13 protein-coding genes are annotated in these 14,277 nt (G+C 69.9%); 9 read left to right on the top strand and 4 right to left on the bottom strand.

Annotated features, from left to right (window positions below; all coding sequences use genetic code 11):
• Positions 1 to 232 precede the first annotated feature (232 nt).
• Positions 233 to 1,144 carry a histone deacetylase family protein gene (locus tag DEIPH_RS12600; RefSeq protein ID WP_034358619.1) on the bottom strand — a complete coding sequence of 304 codons (912 nt, stop codon included), beginning with the start codon at positions 1,142 to 1,144 and terminating at the stop codon, positions 233 to 235.
• 78 nt (positions 1,145 to 1,222) lie between these two features.
• On the opposite strand from DEIPH_RS12600, the gene DEIPH_RS12595 reads away from it, so the two are divergent.
• The 6 genes from DEIPH_RS12595 (at position 1,223) to deoD (ending at position 5,936) form a co-directional block, all read left to right on the top strand.
• On the top strand, positions 1,223 to 2,251 hold the full coding sequence (locus DEIPH_RS12595; RefSeq protein ID WP_034358617.1) for an NAD(P)H-dependent flavin oxidoreductase: 1,029 nt from the start codon (positions 1,223 to 1,225) through the stop codon (positions 2,249 to 2,251).
• Entirely contained in the window at positions 2,239 to 2,736 is a 498-nt protein-coding gene (locus DEIPH_RS12590; RefSeq protein WP_034358615.1) for a GNAT family N-acetyltransferase, read from the top strand. Before DEIPH_RS12595 ends, DEIPH_RS12590 begins: the two co-directional genes overlap by 13 nt.
• Positions 2,737 to 2,817: 81 nt before the next feature.
• Complete coding sequence (locus DEIPH_RS12585) at positions 2,818 to 3,837, top strand: S1C family serine protease (protein WP_051517357.1); 1,020 nt, start codon at positions 2,818 to 2,820, stop codon at positions 3,835 to 3,837.
• A gap of 35 nt (positions 3,838 to 3,872) precedes the next feature.
• Positions 3,873 to 4,466 carry a helix-turn-helix transcriptional regulator gene (locus tag DEIPH_RS12580; protein ID WP_034358614.1) on the top strand — a complete coding sequence of 198 codons (594 nt, stop codon included), beginning with the start codon at positions 3,873 to 3,875 and terminating at the stop codon, positions 4,464 to 4,466.
• A gap of 16 nt (positions 4,467 to 4,482) precedes the next feature.
• Complete coding sequence (locus DEIPH_RS12575; RefSeq protein WP_034358612.1) at positions 4,483 to 5,208, top strand: metallophosphoesterase family protein; 726 nt, start codon at positions 4,483 to 4,485, stop codon at positions 5,206 to 5,208.
• Positions 5,209 to 5,228: 20 nt separating this feature from the next.
• The gene (deoD, locus tag DEIPH_RS12570) at positions 5,229 to 5,936 is read left to right on the top strand and encodes a purine-nucleoside phosphorylase (RefSeq protein WP_034358638.1); all 708 of its coding nucleotides are present in this window, start codon (positions 5,229 to 5,231) and stop codon (positions 5,934 to 5,936) included.
• Between the two features lie 123 nt (positions 5,937 to 6,059).
• Here the strand turns inward: deoD and DEIPH_RS12565 are convergent, their stop codons facing one another.
• Positions 6,060 to 7,325: an RsmB/NOP family class I SAM-dependent RNA methyltransferase gene (locus tag DEIPH_RS12565; protein ID WP_034358609.1), complete on the bottom strand. Its 1,266-nt coding sequence runs from the start codon at positions 7,323 to 7,325 to the stop codon at positions 6,060 to 6,062.
• 249 nt (positions 7,326 to 7,574) lie between these two features.
• Complete coding sequence (locus DEIPH_RS12560; protein WP_051517356.1) at positions 7,575 to 8,825, bottom strand: MFS transporter; 1,251 nt, start codon at positions 8,823 to 8,825, stop codon at positions 7,575 to 7,577.
• Positions 8,826 to 9,144: 319 nt separating this feature from the next.
• On the opposite strand from DEIPH_RS12560, the gene DEIPH_RS12555 reads away from it, so the two are divergent.
• The 3 genes from DEIPH_RS12555 (at position 9,145) to DEIPH_RS12545 (ending at position 13,294) form a co-directional block, all read left to right on the top strand.
• Positions 9,145 to 10,326: a sugar ABC transporter substrate-binding protein gene (locus DEIPH_RS12555; protein ID WP_034358607.1), complete on the top strand. Its 1,182-nt coding sequence runs from the start codon at positions 9,145 to 9,147 to the stop codon at positions 10,324 to 10,326.
• 164 nt (positions 10,327 to 10,490) lie between these two features.
• On the top strand, positions 10,491 to 11,918 hold the full coding sequence (locus DEIPH_RS12550; protein WP_034358605.1) for an ABC transporter permease subunit: 1,428 nt from the start codon (positions 10,491 to 10,493) through the stop codon (positions 11,916 to 11,918).
• Complete coding sequence (locus DEIPH_RS12545; protein WP_034358603.1) at positions 11,915 to 13,294, top strand: sugar ABC transporter permease; 1,380 nt, start codon at positions 11,915 to 11,917, stop codon at positions 13,292 to 13,294. The genes DEIPH_RS12550 and DEIPH_RS12545 overlap by 4 nt, the downstream gene beginning before the upstream one ends.
• 73 nt (positions 13,295 to 13,367) lie before the next feature.
• On the opposite strand, the gene DEIPH_RS12540 is transcribed toward DEIPH_RS12545, so the two are convergent.
• Complete coding sequence (locus DEIPH_RS12540) at positions 13,368 to 14,015, bottom strand: TetR/AcrR family transcriptional regulator (RefSeq protein WP_034358601.1); 648 nt, start codon at positions 14,013 to 14,015, stop codon at positions 13,368 to 13,370.
• Positions 14,016 to 14,277: the final 262 nt, after the last annotated feature.

Genomic DNA, 14,277 nt, shown 5'->3' with positions numbered 1-14,277 from the left:
AGGGGGAAAGAAAGGGAAACACGCGGCACCTGCGACTCGCGCCCACGGACGGCTTCCGAATTCCTGAACATTCAGGAAAGCGCTGGATGTTCATCCATCTCCAGCCGTCCGTGATTGTTGCTTCTCGTTTCCACTCGGGTTGAATCTCACGCTTCAACCGTCATGGTTTTACGGGGGCGAGAGGAGGCACGTCATCCCCCTATGATACCGCAGCGACGGGCAGGCCGGGGCCTCATGCAAACACGGCCAGCGCGGCGTCGAGCGTGCCCAGCCGCGTCTGAATCAGCGTCTGCGGGTCGCGGTTGTAGCCCCCGGCCATCACCGTCACCAGCGGCGTGCCGGCTCGTGCGGCCCAGCCGAAGACCCGGCCATCCCGCTCGCGCACCCCGGCGGGCGTCAGGGCGAGGCGGCCCAGTTGGTCGCCTTCCAGCACGTCCGCCCCCGCCAGATAGAAGGCGAAATCCGGGCGGAAGGCGTGGACGGCGGGGGCAACCACCTCATCCAGCGCAGCGAGATACGCCTCATCCGCCGTGCCGTCGGGCAGGGCCACATCCAATCCGCTCTGTTCCTTCTGGAAGGGGTAATTGTTCGCGCCGTGGACGCTGATGGTCAGGGCCTGGGGTTCATCCGCCAGCAGCGCCGCCGTGCCGTTGCCCTGATGCACGTCCAGGTCGAGAATCAGGATGCGCCGGGCGTGGCCGTGGTCCAGCAGCCAGCGCGCGGAAATCACCACGTCGTTCAGGAAGGAGAAGCCCTCGGCGCGGTCCCGGTAGGCGTGGTGGGTGCCGCCGCCGAGATTCAGGCCGAGGCCGTGGGCGAGGGCGTCCCGCGTGGCGGCCAGAGTCGCGCCGCTGGAGAGCAGGCCGCGTTCCACGACCGCCTCGTTCCAGGGAAAGCCCAGGGCGCGTTCCTCCGCGCGCGTCACCTCACCGCGCCGCCAGCGGGCGAGGTAGGCCGGGTCATGCACCCGCTCGGCGTGCGCCCAGTCCAGACGCGGGGCGTCCAGCAGGGGCAGGCGCGCTTCCGCCCCGGCCAGCAGCCGCTCCACAAACTCGCGCGGGAGGAACTGCCGCCGGGGAGGTGGCCCCGCCGCATACGCCGCGCTTTGGTAGGCGGTCCAGGCGCGGGGGAAGGAGGAGTACATGGGGTCAGGGTAGGGCGTGGAGGGCGTGGGCGGGGCGCCGTCAGCTTCTTTCGCTGAATGCTTCCCTATGCTGTCCCCATGAATCCCCTGATGCAGCGCCTCGGCCTGCGCGTGCCCGTCGTCCAGGCCCCGATGGCGGGTGGCCCGACCACGCCGGAACTGGTGGCGGCGGTGTCGCGGGCGGGTGGGCTGGGGAGCCTGGGCGCGGCTTACCTGTCCCCGGCGCAGCTTCGGGAAGCGGGGGCGGCGGTGCGGGCGCTCACAGCGCGGCCCTTCGCGCTGAACCTGTTCGTGCCCGCACCGCTGCCCGGCGTGACGGCGGCGGAGGTCGCGGCAGCGGTGGCCGACCTCGCGCCGCTGCACGCGGAACTGGAGCTGCCCCCACCCGCCTTGCTGGAGCGCGTGCGGGAGGATTTCGGCGCGCAATTCACGGCAGCCCTGGCTGTGTTGTCAGTGGGGCAGCCCGCCGTCTTCTCCTTCGCGTTCGGGCGGCTGGGGCGGCCAGAGGTGGCGGCGCTACAAGCGGCGGGAACGCTGGTCATCGGCACGGCGACCGGGGTGGAGGAAGCCCGCGCCCTGGCAGCAGACGGCGTGGACGCGGTGGTGGCGCAGGGCGGCGCGGCGGGCGGACACCGGGGCGGCTGGGCACACGACGAACGGGCGGACACGCTGGCGCTGACGCGGGCGGTGGTGGAGACGGTGGGCCTCCCCGTCATCGCGGCGGGCGGCCTGATGGACGCGGCGGACGTGCGGGCGGCGCTGGCTGCGGGAGCCAGCCTCGCCCAGTGCGGCACGGCCTTTCTGCGGGCGACCGAGGCGGGCACCTCCGCGCCGTACCGGGCCGCGCTCGCGGCAGCACAGCCCAGCCAGACCACGCTGACACGGGCCTTTTCCGGACGCCCCGCACGCGGCCTCACCAACCGGGTGACGGCGGAGGTGAGGCACCCTCTCCCCTATCCCCTCCAGAATGCCCTGACCCGTCCCCTGCGTGCCGCAGCCACGCCAGCGGGCCGGGCCGAATTCCTGAGCCTCTGGGCGGGTGAGGGCGTGCACCGGGGACGGGAAGGCACGGCGGCGGAGATTCTGGGCGAGTTATGGCCGAAATAAAGCTTCGCCCCCTGCGCCCCGGCGACGAGGAAGCCGCCGTGCGCTGGGCCGCCGACCCCGAGTTCTGTCTGGCGACAGGCTGGACGGTCGGCCTCGCGCCCCGCAAGGTCCGGGAACACTGGGCGCGGATCATCGCGGGGGCGGGGCCGGACTTCCTGCGGCTGGGTGTGGAACTGGAGGGGCGGCTGGTCGGCTACGTGGACCTGGCGAACCTCTCGCGGACCTCCGGCGAATTCGGCATCGCCGTGGGGGAGCGGGCGCTGTGGGGCCGGGGCGTGGGCGCGGCAGCGGGACGGCTGCTGCTGACGCACGCTTTCAGCACGCTCGGTCTGGAAACCGTCACCGCCGAGGTTCATGCCCCCAACCGGCGCTCGCACGCGCTGATGCGGCGGCTGGGCTTCCGGGAGGTCGGGGAGGGCGGGCCGGACCAGTACCGGGGGGAGCGGGTGGGCACGGTGTGGTATGCACTGACCCGGCCTGATTGAGTGTCCCCCTCCATTCGGACAGGCCGCGTGCCCGGCCATTTGCCCGGCGTGTTTTCCGGCCGTGCGCCTCAGCATGGGGGCATGACGAACTTCAGTGACATTTCGGCAGGCATCGCGGACGCCGCGCAATCGGCGGGAAACAGTGTGGTGACAGTGGTGGGCGGCGGGCCGGTGAGCGGCACGGTGATTGCGGACGGTCAGGTGCTGACGGTCGCGCACGTCCTGCACGGCGACGAGGTGAGCGTGTGGACGGCAGACGGGCGGGAACTGCCCGGAACCGTCCTGGGCCGCGACCCGGTGACAGACCTGGCCCTGGTGCGGGTGGAGGGGCTGAACGTGACGCCCTTTGCGCCCAGCGCGGGCGCGCGCCTGGGCGAACTGCTGCTCGCGGTGGGCCGCCCGCCGCACGGCCTTCAGGTGAGCCTGGGCCTGATGGAGCGGGAAAGTGCGCCCGAACGCGGCCCGCTGCGCGGCTGGCTGCACGCCGGGGCCGCGCCGTTCCGGGGCGTGTCGGGCGGCGCACTGGTGGACGCGCGCGGCGGGCTGGTCGGTGTGCTGAACGCGGGTGTGCAGCGGGGCCACCTGCTGGCTGTGCCGGTCGCCCGCGCCCTGCGGACTGCCGGGGCGCTGGCCGAGAGTGGCCGGATGCCGCGCGGCTTCCTGGGGCTGGCGACGCAGCCCGTCCACTTCCCGGACCCCACCCAGACGGAGCAGGGCGAAGAGGCGTGGGAAGCCCGGCGCGGGAGGGGCGGCCCGCACCGCCACGGTTCGGACAGTCGGGGGCCGGACAGGCGGGGGCCGCAGGGCTGGGGACCGGACCAGCGGGGGCCGTGGGGACGCGGGGGCCGGGGCGGACCCTGGGGACCGCGTGGCCGGGGCGGTCAGGTCGGCCTGACGGTGGTGCAGGTCGAGGACGGCAGCCCCGCCGCCCAGGCCGGGCTGCTGGTCGGGGACGTGGTGCTGGCCCTGGACGGCGAGGCCCTGCGCGACCCGCGCGAACTGCTGGAGCGCGTGCGGGAGCGGGCCGGGGAGCCGCTCAGCCTGCGCGTGCTGCGCGGCGGCCAGGAAACCGACCTGACCGTGACGGTGGGAGAACGCTGAAGCGCATGGACCCCGCCTCCCCGGTACCATCGGCCATGGTGCCCGCTGCCACGCTCCCGACCGTGCAACTGGCCCTGCATTCGCCGCTGGTCGGGGCGGGCGTCCGGGCACTGCTGGCGAGCGTGGGGGTGAGCGTGGTGGAGGAGGGCGGGGCCGTGCTGGTGGTGGACGACGCCTGGCTCGGGCGCAGCGCCGAACTCGCGGAGGCGGGCGCGGTGGTGGCGGTCGGGTCGGTCGCCTGGGCGGGGATACTGCCGGAAGTCGTGCCGGGGGGCTGGGCGGCCCTGCCCTCCGACGCGACCCCCGCCGAACTGCTGGCCGGAGTGCTGGGCGCAGCGGCGGGCCTCGCGGTGCTGCCGCCCGCACTGCTGCTGCCCCCGACCCCGAGCGCAGAGGAAGATGACGAGGAGGGCGTGTCCCTGGCCGGAGACGTGACCCTCACACCACGTGAGCGGGACGTGCTGGCCCGGCTGGCCGAGGGCCTCAGCAACAAGCGGGCCGCCCGCGAACTGGGCGTCAGCGAAAGCACCGTCAAGTTTCACGTGCAGGCGGTCTACTCCAAGCTGGGTGTGCAGAGCCGCGCGGCGGCGGTGACGCGGGGGATTCAGCTCGGGCTGGTGAGCGTGTAGCGGGTACCCTGCCCCCATGCGCCTCGCCGTTTTCGGAGACATTCATGGCAACCTCCCCGCCCTCCGGGCCGCCCTCGCGGACATGCGGGCGCAAGGGGCCGAAGCGTTCGTCTGCCTCGGCGACGTGGCGATGGATGGGGCCTGGCCGCGCGAATGCGTGGCGGAAGTGGCGGCGCTCGGCTGCCCCGCCGTGTGCGGGAATGCGGACCGGGAGATGCTAGAACCTGCCCGCCCCTTCACGCCGCGCGGCTTCCCCGACGAGCGGGAACTCTGGGAAATCGGGAACTGGAGCCACACCCAACTGACTGACGCCGACAGGGACGTGCTGCGCGGCTACCGGCCGACCGCCGGACTCCCTGACCTGCTGTGCTTTCACGGCAGCCCGGAGCGCGACAACGAGGAACTGACGGCGCAGACTCCGGACACGCGGCTGGAGGCGTTGCGGGCTTCGCCGGAACGGCAGACCGTCTGGGTCGGCGGCCACACCCACAAACCCCTGCTCCGCACACTGGACGGCTGGAGGCTCCTGAACCCCGGCAGTGTCGGCCTTCCCTTCGAGCGGCGGGGCGGCAAGTACGTGAACCCTGCCCGCGCCGAATACCTGCTGCTGGACCGGACACAGGAGGACTGGCAGCCGACTTTCCGCGCCGTGCCCTACGACGTGGAGGAGGTGCGGCGGGGCATCCTCGCTTCGGGAATGCCGCACGCGGCGTGGGCCGCCGCCGGGTGGGTCAGCGCCTGAAGGCTGCTAGCCTGTTCCGTATGAGTATCCACCTGAATGCCCAGCCCGGCCAGATTGCCGAAACCGTCCTGCTGCCCGGCGATCCCCTCCGCGCGCAGCACATTGCCGAAACGTTCTTCGAGAACCCGGTGCAGCACAATTCCGTGCGCGGCATGCTGGGCTTCACGGGCACCTACAAGGGCCAGCGCGTCAGCGTGCAGGGCACCGGCATGGGCATTGCCAGCTCGATGATCTACGTGAACGAGCTGATTCAGGACTACGGCTGCCGGACCCTGATCCGCGTCGGCACCTGCGGCAGCTACCAGGCGGACGTGCATGTGCGCGACCTGGTGCTGGCGCAGGCGGCCTGCACCGACAGCAACATCAACAACATCCGTTTCGGCCCCAAGAACTTTGCGCCGATTGCCGACTTCGGCCTGCTGCTGCGCGCCTACCAGATCGCCCAGGAACGCGGCTTCGCCACCCACGTCGGCAACATCATGTCGAGCGACACCTTCTACCACGACGACTTCGACCAGTACAAACTCTGGGCGCAGTACGGCGTGCTGGCCGCCGAAATGGAAGCGGCGGGCCTGTACACCCTGGCCGCCAAGTACGGCGTGAAGGCGCTGACCATCCTGACTGTCAGCGACCACCTCGTCACCCACGAGGAAACCACCGCCGAGGAGCGGCAGACCACGTTCAACGGCATGATCGAAGTGGCGCTGGACGCGGCGCTGGGTCTGTAAGAGCCTTCAAGAGCAGCAGGCCGGGCGCTCTCCTGCTGCGCCCGGCCTGCTGCTGCCTGAGCGTTCCCAGCCCTGTCCGGGCCGAGTCCCGCCCAGTACCCCTCTCCGGCCGAGGGGTGGGCGTCATCCCCCTGCCTGCCCCGTCCTTCTCAGCCGGGCGATAAAAAAGCCGTCCAGGCCGTCTTCCGGCACCGTCAGCACCCCTGGTCCGGCAGGCCGGTTGGGCAGGCCCAGGTCGGGGAGCGGTTCGGGGGTGAACTCGGGGTGCGCGGCCAGGAACGCCCGCACGACCGCCTCGCCTTCCTGCGGGGTCACGCTGCACACGCTGTAGACCAGCAGGCCGCCGGGGTCCACCAGCGCGGCGGCATTCGGCAGCATCCGGGCCTGCAAGGCGGCCATCTCCCCCACCCCTGCGGGCGTGAGGCGCAGCTTGATTTCCGGGTGGGCGCGCAGGGTGCCGGTGCCGGTGCAGGGCGCGTCCAGCAGCACCAGGGGCGCGGGCGGCACGTCCAGCGGCAGGGTGAGGTCATGCGTCAGGAAGTCGGCGTGCAGGCCCAGGCGCTTCAGGTTGGCGCGGGCGGCGGCGTGCTTGCGGGCGGCCACGTCCACGCTGGTCACCTGCGCCCCCCGCGCGGCGAGCATGGCGGCCTTGATGCCCGCGCCCCCAGCGAGGTCCAGCACGCGCCGATTCTCCACGTCCCCCAGGGCGTCCACGACCCCCAGGCTGGCCGGATTGATGGGCTGGGCCTGCCCCTGACGGTAGGCGGCGCTCTCGCGCAGGGGGCGGGCCAGCGTCACCCGGTCCACGTCGTTCGGGCCGGGTTCCACCGCGCTGCCCTCGGCCTCCAGGCTCCTGGCCCCCGCCTCGGACAGGCTCAGCCAGAGGGGCTGGGGCCGCAGCTGATCGGCCAGCACCGCGTCGGCCCGCTCCCCGTAGGCGGTGCGGAAAGTTTCAATCAGCCAGTCGGGCAGGGCGTAACGGGTTTCGTCGGTCTCGGCGGGCTGCTCCACGCGGCGCAACACGGCATTGACCAGGCCGGGCGGGGCCAGCCGCGCCAGCCGCGCCAGGTTCACATACTCGCTGACCACCGCGTGCGGGGGCGTGCCCAGCTCGAGCTTCTCGAAGGTTCCGGCCAGCAGCAGCGCCCGCGTTTTGGGGTGTGTCTCGTCCCGCAGCAGCGGCGCGAGGGCCGCCTCCAGCCTGGGCGCGTAGCGGAGGGTCCCGTACACCAGATGGGTCGCCAGCCCCGAGTCGCGGGCAGGCAGGCGGGCGTCCGCGAGAGCCGCGTCCAGGGCCGGGGCGGCGAACGTCTCGCCCGCCAGCACGCGCGTCAGCACACGCACGGCCAGTGCGCGGGCCGGGTTGAAGGTGGGGCGCGGAGCAGTCATGGGGGGCAGGATAGAGCGGTGAGGCCGAAGGCGTCAGCTTCCGGCTTGGGGCCAAGGCGACCCAACACACGGACGCCTGAGGGCGCACGTTTCTCTTTCTCCTCCCCACTTGCGGAGGAAGTCGGGAGGGGTGGCAAGCGCCAGCGTGCCCTACCAACACAGCGGAAGGAGAGCGCTCCCATACCCCTCAAAAAAAGCAGAGGCCCCAGCCGATGCTGAAGCCCCTCCCCATCACTCATCGCCCATCGCTCACACCTTCGCCCCGTCCACCGGCCGCACCTGGGGCCGGGCCAGCAGCGTCCAGAGGAGCAGCGCGGCCAGGATGCCGCCGCTGAGCAGGTAGGGGGCACCGTGCCCGGCACTCTGATACAGGCCGGTGCCGAGCAGGGGACCCGTCATGCGGCCCAGCGCCAGGGCGCTGCTGTTCAGGCCGGCTATCGCTCCCTGCTGATTGCCCCCCACGCTGAGAGACAGCGCGGTGCTGAGGCTGGGGCCGAGCAGGGCGCTGCCGATCCCGACCAGGGCGAGCGCGGCGGTGATCGTCCAGTAGGCGGAGGTGAGCGGAATCAGGAACATGCCCGCACCCATGACCAGCAGTCCGGCGGCGATCAGCGGCCCCGGGGCGTACTTCTTGCTGAGGGGCCGGATCGCGCCGCCCTGCACGGCGGCGGCCAGGAAGCCGAAGATGGCGAGCATTCCGCCGACGGTCCGGGCGGTGGCCCCCGCATTCAGATGCAGGGTGTCTTGCACGTAAAAAGCGATGGTCTGTTCCATGCTCACGCTGGCGAGGGTGTACAGCGCGCTGACGGCCAGGAACAGCAGGATGCCGGGGTGCCGCAGCAGAGCGCGGCGGTCCCCGCTGCCCGAGGCCGGAGCGTCCGCACGGCGTGTCTCGGGCAGCAGGAGGAAGGCCCCCAGCGCCGTCAGCAGGCCCAGCCCGGCGCTGAAGAAGATCGGCACGGTCAGCCCGAAGCCCGAGAGCAGGCCGCCCAGGGCCGGGCCGAACACCACGCCCAGGCCGAAGGCCGCGCCGATCAGGCCCATCGCGGCGGCGCGGTCCTTCGCACTGGTGAGGTCGGCCATCATCGCCTGGGCGGTGGGCAGGGTGGCGCTGGACAGCATCCCGCCCAGCAGCCGCGAGGCGACCAGCAGCACGAACAGCACCGTGCCGGTCAGGACGCCCTGCGCGCCCAGCGAGGCCAGCAGCCCGAACAGCCCGAAGCTGAGCGAGAAGCCGACCAGCCCGAGCAGCAAGACCGGCTTGCGGCCCACGCGTTCGCTGCGGCTGCCCCAGATGGGGGCGAACACGAACTGCATCAGGCTGTAGGCGGTGGAAAACCAGCCGATCTGGGTCTCGGTCAGGCCGAGTTGACGGCCCAGCGGCGCGATAATCGGAAACAGCACCGACAGGCCCAGCATGGCGATAAAGATGGTCAGGAACAGAATGATTTTGGCACTTCCGCGTGGGGGCGGGGGAGCGGGAGGTGGAGCGGCGATCATGCCCCCAGTTTAGCACTCTCCTGACCGAACGGTAAGGCGTTCGGGGCAAGAGAACCCGTCGCAAGGTCCGTCCGCGCTGGGGGAGTATCTTTTGCCCTCTGGGACGCGGAAAAGCCGGTGCGTCAGGGGATTGTCAGGGAAAGGACACCTCATCTATACTTTTCTGTGAGCCACCGAGAATGGGGTAAACTGCCGGTGTTCCGCAAGCGTCAGCCCTCGTCTCCGCCCTCCAGGCCCGGACCTTCAGGCCCATTCCCGGGCCGCAGACGCATCACACCTCACTGGAAGCGGTTCACCGACCGCCCGACAAGGAGTCCGCATGAAGAGAACCCTCACTGTCCTGTCCCTCGCGCTGCTGGGCAATGCCAGCGCCGCGACCATCACCGTCTGGACGCACTTCGGGACCGGCGAGCTGACGTGGCTCAAGGATCAGGCCAGCGCCTTCGAGAAGAAGACCGGCAACAAGGTGCAGCTCGTGAGCGTGCCCTTCGAGCAGATTCCCGACAAGTTCATCCAGAGCGCACCCAAGGGCCAGGGGCCGGACCTGCTGGTCACGCAGCCCCACGACCGCATCGGGCAGTTTGCCGCGGCCGGCGTGATCGAGCCGATGGACAAGTACGTGACCAGCCGCAGCGACCTCGACAAGACGGCCGTCAGCGCGATGACCTACAAGGGCAAGCTGTTCGGCCTGCCCATGTTCGCGGAGTCCGTGGCCGTCGTGTACAACAAGAAGCTGGTGCCGAACGCCCCGACCACCTGGGCCGAGTTCCTGAAAGTGGCGCAGGCCAACACTGGGGGCGGCAAGTTCGGTTATCTCGAAGACCTGACCGAGGCGTACCGCAACTACGGCGTCATCAGCGCGTACGGCGGCTACGTCTTCAAGAACAACGGCGGCACCCTCAACGTCAAGGACGTGGGTCTGGCGAACGCGGGGGCGGACAAGGCCTCGGCCTTCCTCAACGACCTGCGCTACAAGTACAACCTGGTTCCCGAGGGCGTGGGCACCGACGCGGCCAAGAGCGCTTTCGTGGATGGCCGCCTCGCCATGTTCCTGACCGGTCCCTGGGACATCGGGGACATCAAGAAGGCGGGGATCAGCTACGGCATCATGCCCTTCCCCACCCCTCCCGGCGCGAGCGGCAAGTGGAGTCCCTTCGTGGGCGTGCAGGGCGTGATGCTCAGCGCCTACAGCAAGCAGAAGGCCGCCGCCGCGCAGTTCGCGAAGCAGCTGGTGAGCGGCGACGCCCAGGTCAGCTTCAACAAGGCCGGGGGGCGCATTCCCGTCAGCCTGAGCGCCCGCACGCGCCTCAAGAGTGACCCGGTGGTCGCGGGCTTCGGCAAGACCATCAGCATGGGCACGCCGATGCCCAACGTGCCCGAGATGAGCGCCGTGTGGGGTCCCTGGACCGCCGCCATCACCCAGAGCGTGCAGAAGCCGGGGCAGAACTACAGCCAGATCCTCGACAAGGCCGTCGCGGAAATCAACAGCAAGATCAAGTGAGGCGTGAGGATGTGCTTCCCGGCGTGGGCCGCACATCCTGAGCCACACGGTCTGACCCACACTGGCCGGAGTTCTGCCGGAACGACACGCCCGAGCAGCGGAAAGCCGCCGCTCGGGCGTGTCGCCCGTTTTCCCCCTGCTGCCCTCTGGAGGCCCCCCATCCCATGACCGCCACCCTGTCTGCCAAGTCCACGCGCCGGACCGTCCCCCCGGAAGGGGCGCGCGGCGTTCTGCTCGCCGTCGGCATCCTGCTGGTGCTGCTGGGCGGCGCGGCCCTGATCGGCTGGCTGCTGTCCGGCCTGACCGCCAGCATGTTTCCCAAGGCCCCGCCTTACCTGATTCTGCTGTACACGCTGGGCGCGCTGCTGCTGGCGATGCCGCTCACGGCCCGGCTCTTTCCCTGGATCATCAGCTGGTTCTACCTGTTTCCGGCACTGGTCTTTCTGGCGGCCTTCACGGTGCTGCCCATCGTGCTGACGGTGAATTACGCCTTCACCAACTACAGCGGGCAGAACAGCGGCAACCCCGATTCCGCCGTGCGCACCGACGCGGCCCTGAGTCCGGATCGCCGCCAGGTGACGCTGGCCGAGCTGCCCGAGGGTACGGACAGCCTGCAAAGCTATCTGAAGTGCAAGTCGGCCACCTGCGCGGGCGAGACACTGGTGCTGTTCGATCAGGACGCCGCCACGCCCGTCCGCGCCCGGATCGCCAGCGCGCAGGGCCGCGTGGTCACGCTCGCCGCGCCCGTTGCGGCCACCCTGGAGGTGGCGAGCGTCACGCGCCTGAACCGCTACGACTTCGTGGGGCTGGCGAACTTCCGCGAGATTTTCGCGAAGGCCAGCCGCGCGCTGTGGCCGGTCTTCGCCTGGACGGTGATCTTTGCCTTCAGCACCGTCATTCTCAATGCGGTGGCGGGCCTGATCCTGGGTATTTTGCTGTACAACAGGCGGCTGAAGGGCCGCAACATCTACCGCACGCTGCTCTTTTTGCCCTGGGCGATTCCCGCCGTCATCAGCGTGCAGATGTGGGCGGCGCTGCTCAACCAGCAGTTCGGCATCGTGAACAAGACGCTGGGCCTGCTGGGGTTCGCGGCGGTGCCCTGGCTGGGTGATCCCCTCTGGGCCAAGATCAGCGTGCTGCTGGTGAACCTGTGGCTGGGCTTTCCGTACATGATGACCGCCACCATCAGTGCCCTGTCCACCATCAACGACGACCTGTACGAGGCCGCCAGCATCGACGGCGCGGGGCGCTGGCAGCAGATCCAGCACATCACGCTCCCGCTGCTGCGGACGGCCTTCACGCCCATCCTGCTCTCGGGCTTCGCCTTCAACTTCAACAACTTCACCGTGATCTATCTGCTGACCGCCAGCAGCCCCGGCGGTTCGGGGGGTCCCCCGGTCGAGGGCCACGACAGCACGGCGGGCGCGACCGACATCCTGCTCTCGTGGGGGTACAACAACGCCTTCGGGTCGGCGGGCGGACAAAACTACGCCCTGGCGAGCGCCATCGCGCTGATCATCTTCTTCCTGACCCTCGCCATCAGTCTGGTCAACTTCCGGGCGGCGGGCGTGTTCGAGGAGGCCCGCAAATGACCAGCGTGCCGCGCCCCACCCCCGAGCTGCCCCCCGGCGGCTATGTCCACCGCGAACCCGGCCCACTGCGCCGCGCACTGCCCTGGCTGGTGCTGGCCGCCCTGCTCCTCGGCCTGGTCACGCTGGGCTTTTTCCTGGCGAAGAACATGGCGGGCCGCCCCAAGAGCTTCACCATCTACTTTATCGAGGGCGGCTGGAAGAGGTTTTTGCTGGGGCTGCTGGCCGCGAGCGGCGTGCTGGCCCTGACCAGCCTGATCGGGCAGCGGTGGGGCCAGCGGCGCACCGGACGCCGGATCAGTTACCTCGCCGTGCTGGGCGATCAGCTCACGCACCTCTTTCTGATCCTGGTCGTGCTGGTCGCCGTGTACCCGCTGGTCTACGTGCTGATCGCCGCCTTCGATCCCCGCAACAGCCTTTTTCAGTTTCCCGACTTCGACAGCCCGAACATCCTGTACCGCTCGGGCCTGCTGCCCAACCTCCAGGTGCTGAGCCTGGAAAACTTCGCCAAGCTGTTCGAGGGTGTGGTGATTCCGGCATGGCAGATCGTGCTGGCCGGAGTGGCGGGGGCGGCCCTGACGGCGCTGCTGCTGCTGACGCTGGCCGCCCGCGCACGCCGCGAGGCCGCGGGGCTGGAGCGTGCCCGCACCTGGGCGCTGCGGCTGCTGGCCGCCGCCCTGGTCGTGCTGGTCGTGTTCGTGACACCCGCGCAGTTCACCGGCCAGAGCAACGAGAGCAAGTTCGTGCTGTCGGTCCGCAACACGCTGCTGGTGTCGGGCCTGACGGGCCTCCTGGCGATTCTGCTGTCCACGACCGCCGGGTACGCGATGGCGCGCCTGCGCTTTCCGGGCCGCTTCCAGACCCTGCTGTTCTTCATCTTCATCCAGATGTTTCCGGTGTTTCTGGCACTGGTCGCCGTGTTCACGCTGATGGTGCTGCTGGGCCTGAACAACACCTTCACGGGCCTGATCCTGGCGTACAGCGGCGGCGCCATCGCCTTCAACACCTGGATTTTCAAGGGCTACGTCGAGTCTTTGCCCGAGTCGCTGGAGGAAGCGGCGATGGTGGACGGCGCGACCCGCTGGCAGACCTTCTTGCGGGTGGTGCTGCCGCTCTCGGGCGGGATGCTGGCCTTTATCTTCCTGAACCAGTTCATCGGCACCTACGCCGAGTTCATCCTGGCGAACGTGCTGCTGACCGGCGTGAACAAGTGGACCGTGGGCGTGATGCTGCTGAGCTTTACCAGCGGCCAGTTCTCCAGCAAGTGGGGCGTGTTCGCCGCCGCCGCGACGCTGGGCGCGCTGCCGATCGTGGCCCTGTTCTACGGCTTCCAGCGCTACTTCGTGGGCGGCACCGTCGCGGGCGGCGTCAAGGAATAGACCCCGGCCACGGCTCGCCCCGAGACAGAACGAGGCCCCCGGTCTAGGCGACGGGGGCCTCTTCTGTTTGTGCCTACGCCCTGGCCGTCAGACGGTCGATGATGGCCCGCAGGCCGAACTCGAACTCCTGCTCGAAGGAGGGGGCCAGAAAGGAGGGGTCACGCGGGCGTCGGCCCAGGTCCGAGGACGGCAGTTCCTCACTGAGCTGCTGCCAGCCCAGCGACAGGGCATACATGTGCATCAGGATGCGGAGCGTGACCTCTGGCGCGAACGGCATCCGCTCCAGGACACCCTGGACCATCCGCCGGAAGTCCCGCCTGAAGTTCAGCGCGAGTTCGGGACGCACGTTGCGCTCCAGCACGGTCCCCAGCAGGATCAGCAACCGGCGCAGCGGCTCCTGGTCCCGGGCAGACCGCAGCAGGACCTGGGCCACGTCGTCCGGCCCGCGCGGTCGCCGTTCTTCCAGCAAGGCCGTGAGCTGCGCCAGCCAGCGCTGGAGGTGCTCGGTCAGCAGCGCCAGGAACAGTTCTTCCTTGGTGTCGAAGTACAGATAGAGCGTGCCCTTGGCGAGTTTCGCCTCGCGGGCCACCTGGTTCATGCTCAGCTCCGCATAGGGCGTGGTAGTCCAGAGCCGCTCGGCGGCGCGCAGGATATCGTCGCGCCGCTGGCCCTTCTCCTCGGGGCTGCGGGCACGGGCGGGACGAACGAATGGACTGACCACGAGTCAGAGAGTACCTGTCGGACGCTTTCAGGCGGTGTGAAGGGGTTCACGTCACCCTCCCCCAGCGGGGGAAGCCCGCCCCACCAGCACGAGCGCAAGGCTCCATCACACTTCCCGTGGTAAACGTTTCCGGCAAGCCCCGGGGAAAACCGCTCAGGCCAGGTGGGATTAAGGCGCTCCCAGGCACAACTCACCGGGGGCACGCCCGTCCTCCTTAGGGTAGACGGCAAGACAGGACCAAGACGAGGCCACAGGACAAGGA

Origin of the sequence: Deinococcus phoenicis, from assembly GCF_000599865.1 — a bacterium.
Classification (GTDB): domain Bacteria; phylum Deinococcota; class Deinococci; order Deinococcales; family Deinococcaceae; genus Deinococcus; species Deinococcus phoenicis.
This window is presented reverse-complemented; position numbering and strand designations above follow the sequence as displayed.

Coding starts and splice junctions, on each gene's coding strand:
- DEIPH_RS12600 (WP_034358619.1), bottom strand. CDS start 1,144: ATGTACTCCTCCTTCCCCCGCGCCTGGACCGCCTACCAAAGCGCGGCG.
- DEIPH_RS12595 (WP_034358617.1), top strand. CDS start 1,223: ATGAATCCCCTGATGCAGCGCCTCGGCCTGCGCGTGCCCGTCGTCCAG.
- DEIPH_RS12590 (WP_034358615.1), top strand. CDS start 2,239: ATGGCCGAAATAAAGCTTCGCCCCCTGCGCCCCGGCGACGAGGAAGCC.
- DEIPH_RS12585 (WP_051517357.1), top strand. CDS start 2,818: ATGACGAACTTCAGTGACATTTCGGCAGGCATCGCGGACGCCGCGCAA.
- DEIPH_RS12580 (WP_034358614.1), top strand. CDS start 3,873: ATGGTGCCCGCTGCCACGCTCCCGACCGTGCAACTGGCCCTGCATTCG.
- DEIPH_RS12575 (WP_034358612.1), top strand. CDS start 4,483: ATGCGCCTCGCCGTTTTCGGAGACATTCATGGCAACCTCCCCGCCCTC.
- deoD (WP_034358638.1), top strand. CDS start 5,229: ATGAGTATCCACCTGAATGCCCAGCCCGGCCAGATTGCCGAAACCGTC.
- DEIPH_RS12565 (WP_034358609.1), bottom strand. CDS start 7,325: ATGACTGCTCCGCGCCCCACCTTCAACCCGGCCCGCGCACTGGCCGTG.
- DEIPH_RS12560 (WP_051517356.1), bottom strand. CDS start 8,825: ATGATCGCCGCTCCACCTCCCGCTCCCCCGCCCCCACGCGGAAGTGCC.
- DEIPH_RS12555 (WP_034358607.1), top strand. CDS start 9,145: ATGAAGAGAACCCTCACTGTCCTGTCCCTCGCGCTGCTGGGCAATGCC.
- DEIPH_RS12550 (WP_034358605.1), top strand. CDS start 10,491: ATGACCGCCACCCTGTCTGCCAAGTCCACGCGCCGGACCGTCCCCCCG.
- DEIPH_RS12545 (WP_034358603.1), top strand. CDS start 11,915: ATGACCAGCGTGCCGCGCCCCACCCCCGAGCTGCCCCCCGGCGGCTAT.